The organism is Caballeronia terrestris, from assembly GCF_001544515.1.
Taxonomy (GTDB): Bacteria; Pseudomonadota; Gammaproteobacteria; order Burkholderiales; family Burkholderiaceae; genus Caballeronia; species Caballeronia terrestris.
The window spans coordinates 1-4,318 of the sequence record NZ_FCOL02000174.1 but is presented as its reverse complement, the minus strand read 5'-3'; the positions used below and the strand labels follow the sequence as shown (position 1 = coordinate 4,318).

The following is a 4,318-nucleotide window of genomic DNA, read 5'->3' as shown; positions in this document are numbered from 1 at the left end:
CCCGGAACCGTTGCCGCAACGCTGCGCCGAGGAGTCCGCCCCGCTGCCGGGGTGCCTTATCGGTGGTCGCGGTAAATCGGGTATGAACAGCTCTTCCATGTAGCGAAGGGAGGCTGAGTTGCCCGGCCGACACATCAACGACCATCAGATGAGGCTCTACATGAAGTACAGACTCAAGGAAGGACCAGCTCAAGCGGCTGCGCGCGCCGGGTTCAGCGCCGCCACGGGTTATCGCATCGATCAGGACCGGCGACTGCCATCGCAGAAGAAGGCACCACGTGCGCGTCGCCGTCCCGATCCCCTGGCGGCAATCTTTGACACCGAGATCGTGCCGCTGCTCCAGTCCGCTCCCGGCATCCGGCCTATAGCCGTACTGGACGAGATGCTTCGGCGCCATCCCGACCTCCCGGGCAACGTGCGCCGCACACTGGAGCGCCGTATCCGCGACTGGCGCGCACTCCATGGCGAGGAGCATGACGTTATATTCCGTCAGGTACACGAACCCGGTCGCCTCGGGTTGTCCGACTTCACCGAGATGGACAGCCTGGGCGTCACCGTGGCGGGTGCCGCGCTTGACCACCGCCTTTATCACTTCCGGCTGGCCTGCTCAGGCTTTGAGCACGCTCACGTCATTCTCGGCGGCGAGAGCTATGTCGCGCTGGCTGAAGGGCTGCAGAACGCCATCTGGGCACTCGGGGGCGCGCCGCGCGAGCATCGCAGCGACAGCCTGTCGGCGGCGTTCCGCAATCTCGATGCCGACGCGCGCAAGGATCTGACCACGCGTTACGATGCACTGTGCGCCCACTACGGCATGCAGCCCACACGCAACAACCGTGGCGTTGCCCACGAGAACGGCTCCATCGAGAGCCCTCATGGCCACCTCAAGAGCGCAGTGCGTGATGCGTTGCTTCTGCGCGGCAGTCGCGACTTCGACAATCTCGGTTCCTATCGCTGCTTCATCGACGAGATCGTCGGTCGAATCAACGCGCGTAATGGCAAACGCATTGAGCTCGAGCGGGCACTGCTTCAGCCGCTTCCGGTCCAGCGTACGTGCGACTACGAGGAAACGCGCGTGTACGTCACGACCACCTGCGGCTTTGTCCTGCGCAAGGTGTTCTATACCGTCCCGTCACGGTTGATCGGCCATCACCTGCGCGTACGGCTGTACGACGACCGGCTGGAACTGTTTCTGGGCGGCACGGCCCTGATGACACTGCAGCGCGGCCGCGCGGGCCCCAATGGCAAGCACGGCCACGTCATCAACTACCGGCACGTCATCCACGCGCTGCGCCGCAAGCCCATGGCGCTGCTCAATCTGGTCTACCGCGATCAGATCTTTCCGCGCGAGGCGTATCGACTGACCTTCGATCGCCTGCTTGAGCAGCTACCGCAGCGCCAGGCATGCAGGACCATGGTTGAACTGCTCAGCCTGGCCCACGAGCACAACTGCGAAGCGCAACTGGCCCAGGCGCTGCAGCAGTGTTTGGACGATGGGCAGTTACCCGACCTGGACGCACTGTGTTCGCGTTTCGAAGCGAAGCGCACGAACAGCATGCCGGAGGTGAACGTCCAGCTAGCACCGCTGAGCGACTACGAAGCCCTGCTTGACGATATGGCAACGGAGGTGACGGCATGAGCCTCGACATCGACGCCACCCGCCTGTCGCTGCTGCTCAACGATTTGCGGCTGCCCGCCATCAAGCAGATCTGGTCCAGCTTTGCCGAGCGCTCCGACACGGAAGGCTGGCCGGCAGCGCGCCTGCTGATGGCGCTGGCCGAACACGAGATCGCCGAGCGCGATCGACGCCGAGTCGAACGTCACCTCAGGGACGCAAAGCTGCTGCCGGGCAAGACACTGGAGAACTTCGATTTTGACGCGGTGCCAATGGTGTCGCGCGCGCACGTCTCGGCGCTTTGCGCGGGCGACGGCTGGTTGCGTAACGGCACCAACCTGATTCTTCTAGGGCCTAGCGGAGGGGGCAAATCGCACTTGTCGTCGGCGATCGGACTGAGCCTGCTGGAGAAGGGCTGGAAGGTCTTCTTCGCTCGCACTACCGACCTCGTGCAACGGTTGCAGGTCGCGCGCCGCGAGCTCGCGCTGGAGTCCGCCATCAACCGGCTGGATCGCTTCGACCTGGTCATCCTGGACGATTTCGCATATGTCAGCAAGGATCAGGCAGAGACGTCGGTGCTGTTCGAGCTCATCAGCGCCAGGTATGAGCACCGTTCCCTTTGCATAACGGCCAACCAGCCGTTCGGCGAATGGGACAAGGTTTTCCCCGACCGGGCCATGACGGTGGCCGCCGTCGACCGGCTGGTCCACCACTCGACCATCTTTGAGCTGAACGTCGAAAGCTACCGTCGCCGTACTGCCCTGCAGCGCAAGCAGCAGGGACCGGGACGCCCGGCCAGTAGAGCGACACCAAAGAACGTTGGCGTGCCACCGATACAGGAGGATCAGCACGGCATCGACCTCACCGAATGACCGAATGACCGAATGACCCGCTGTTCTCATCCTGATTGACGCGCGGCTCGCAGGCAAAGCGAGCCGGCGTCAATCAATCCAGGAATCACCTTCCACGCCACCACGTTCTCATCCTGATTGTCGCGCAGCCAGACTAACTGCGGCATCATCATTACACAGCAATCCTCATCGACTGACCGCTTCAGCTTGATTGTCGCGCGACACCCGCTCGCCCGCGTCAATCAATAAACGCTTGCCAGTGTCAATCAACATCGGCATCATCATTTCTGCCGCGACATTCTCAACTTGATTGTCGCGCGTCTCTCATCCGGATTGTCGCGCCACAAGCGATAGCGAAATGGACGCATATGAGCAAAGTTAGATTAACCCGAAACACTCCGGAGGAAGAGGCAGCGATCCAGCGCGGCATTGCTGTGGATCCGGACAACCCGGAGTGGACGGCAAAAGAAATAACGCCCGCCCTTTCCCCGAGTTCGTTACGCAAAAACGTATGAGCCGGCCGCCGAAGGAAAGCCCAAAAGAGCAGGTCAGCGTGCGCTACGACGCCGACATCCTCGCCGCGTTTCGCGCGAGCGGCGAGGGCTGGCAGACGCGCATGAATGACGCACTGCGCACCTCTCTCGCCGAGCATCCGCTCGAGGAGGCATATGGACAGTAACGGCGAACTCGCCCGCATGCAGCGCATCATCGATCGCCAGCTCGACGAGATCAAGCGCATGCAGAGCCGGCCGGCGTGGCTGCCGGTTATCGGCGTGCTCGCTGTATTCGTGGCGGGCGGCGGCCTAGTGGGGCTCGTCCGACAGCCAACCTAATGCATACGGCTACCCATTCGGATGATCGGCCCGTCAGCAGGCGCGCGTCTTGATACGGGTTTTCCTTCACCGCGCAAGCAGCTTTTTAGAAGCGGAATGTTGGCTATCTTTGACTCACGATCTGCCACGCCGAACAAGAGAGGCAATCATGAAAGCATGCAACGTCGTGAATTTGCTCGTCGTCGCGGGATGCGTGACGCTGACGTCGAACGTCTACGCGCAAGCCAGCAACGCTATGCCGACGGCGTCGAGTCCCGCTGCAAGTTCCGGAAAGGCCACGCCAGCGGACAAGAGGCTGGCTCGCGATGTACGCAGGCGTTCTACTTGACAAGATCGCTGCTTAACCCGTTGGCGTCCACGGGTTCCGACCGACGTCAGGGTGTTTAATAGCCGTCGCGATCGGGCGCCTTGGTCCAGCCCGGTCCTGGGTCAAACGACTTCGTGACCTCCGCCTTCGCTGCGCCCTGTGGCCCCAAGTCTCGCTCATAGACCTGTCCCGCATGGCTCACCATGAAACTCTTAATTCCGGTGTCTCCGTACTTCACCGGCCACGCGATGACGGCAAATCCGCCGAAAAGCTTGCCTCGAACGACGTAATCGTAGGCACCGCCAGGCGCGTGTGGCCCTTGTGACTCGAGCAGCTTGTAGTGGTACCCATAGTAGCCGGCATTCTGCGCATTGCGCGAGCTCGCACTAACGAACGCCTCGCCAAGCGGACTCGGGTTGTCATCCTGTCCGGTAGGCCAGTACAGACCGTCGTGTTTGCCCGGCGAGCTCACCATCCTTGATGCATAGGCAAGCACACCCTCGCCGTCGTGATTCGTCTGCGCATACTCACGCTGCGCATCGTAGATCACGAGCATTGTCTGAATGACGGCCAGTTCATTGCGGCCGATGCGCCGCAAGCGCATTACCTCCCCGCCCGCGCGCGTGTCAAAGTGCCATCCCTGGACGCCCTTCTAAAGGTCAAGGGGCAATTTGAACCTGTCCGATCTGGCGGTTGCGCTGCCGGATTACGGAAT

At 61.9% G+C, this 4,318-nt stretch carries 5 protein-coding genes and 2 pseudogenes; 5 read left to right on the top strand and 2 right to left on the bottom strand.

Features of this window, described 5'->3' with window-relative positions; all coding sequences use genetic code 11:
• Nucleotides 1-118: 118 nt before the first annotated feature.
• Both istA and istB read left to right on the top strand, forming a co-directional pair.
• A complete protein-coding gene (gene istA / locus AWB67_RS34640) occupies nucleotides 119-1,636 on the top strand; it encodes an IS21 family transposase (protein WP_087660450.1) in 1,518 nt (505 codons plus the stop codon).
• Nucleotides 1,633-2,484 (top strand): IS21-like element helper ATPase IstB, encoded by an 852-nt coding sequence (gene istB / locus AWB67_RS34635; RefSeq protein ID WP_087660449.1) that lies wholly within the window; start codon nucleotides 1,633-1,635, stop codon nucleotides 2,482-2,484. Before istA ends, istB begins: the two co-directional genes overlap by 4 nt.
• 26 nt (nucleotides 2,485-2,510) lie before the next feature.
• Here istB and AWB67_RS43120 read toward each other — a convergent pair whose 3' ends face one another.
• The gene (locus AWB67_RS43120; protein ID WP_268808151.1) at nucleotides 2,511-2,636 is read right to left on the bottom strand and encodes a hypothetical protein; all 126 of its coding nucleotides are present in this window, start codon (nucleotides 2,634-2,636) and stop codon (nucleotides 2,511-2,513) included.
• A 195-nt stretch (nucleotides 2,637-2,831) separates the two neighbouring features.
• On the opposite strand from AWB67_RS43120, the pseudogene AWB67_RS34630 reads away from it, so the two are divergent.
• From AWB67_RS34630 to AWB67_RS34625, 3 genes and pseudogenes are all read left to right on the top strand, one after another.
• Nucleotides 2,832-3,142, top strand: a pseudogene (locus AWB67_RS34630) (BrnA antitoxin family protein).
• Nucleotides 3,132-3,296, top strand: a complete 165-nt coding sequence (locus AWB67_RS41120) for a hypothetical protein (protein ID WP_159965094.1) — start codon at nucleotides 3,132-3,134, stop codon at nucleotides 3,294-3,296. The pseudogene AWB67_RS34630 and the gene AWB67_RS41120 overlap by 11 nt, the downstream one beginning before the upstream one ends.
• 148 nt (nucleotides 3,297-3,444) lie before the next feature.
• The gene (locus AWB67_RS34625) at nucleotides 3,445-3,624 is read left to right on the top strand and encodes a hypothetical protein (protein WP_327367031.1); all 180 of its coding nucleotides are present in this window, start codon (nucleotides 3,445-3,447) and stop codon (nucleotides 3,622-3,624) included.
• Between the two features lie 55 nt (nucleotides 3,625-3,679).
• Here the strand turns inward: AWB67_RS34625 and AWB67_RS34620 are convergent.
• Nucleotides 3,680-4,255: pseudogene (locus AWB67_RS34620) on the bottom strand (DUF2950 family protein); the annotation flags it as partial.
• Nucleotides 4,256-4,318: the final 63 nt, after the last annotated feature.